The 218-nt window shown below is 59.6% G+C and carries 1 pseudogene; it reads left to right on the top strand.

Features of this window, described 5'->3' with window-relative positions:
- A pseudogene (locus HAP95_RS08180) lies at positions 1-218 on the top strand (EamA family transporter); the annotation flags it as partial.

Here is a 218-nt window from a genome sequence, read left to right as displayed (position 1 = left end):
GCGGGTAGCGTCAATCTGGTACTCGCCTTATGGCTGGGCAGCGCCGTACCGGCTCTACCGGATGCCATTGCTGCCCTGATTCTGGGATTTTTTGCTTACGGGGTCAGCCTCGCCCTGTTTGTGGTTGGTTTGCGCCATCTGGGCAGTGCCCGCACGGGGGCCTATTTTTCAAGCGCTCCCTTCTTTGGGGCCATTCTCAGCGTCATCATCCTGGGCAC

The organism is Acidithiobacillus sulfurivorans (assembly GCF_018853815.1).
In the GTDB taxonomy this organism is placed as follows: Bacteria; Pseudomonadota; Gammaproteobacteria; order Acidithiobacillales; family Acidithiobacillaceae; genus Acidithiobacillus; species Acidithiobacillus sulfurivorans.
The sequence above is the reverse complement of the archived record's forward strand: the minus strand, read 5'-3'. Positions and strand labels throughout refer to the sequence as shown.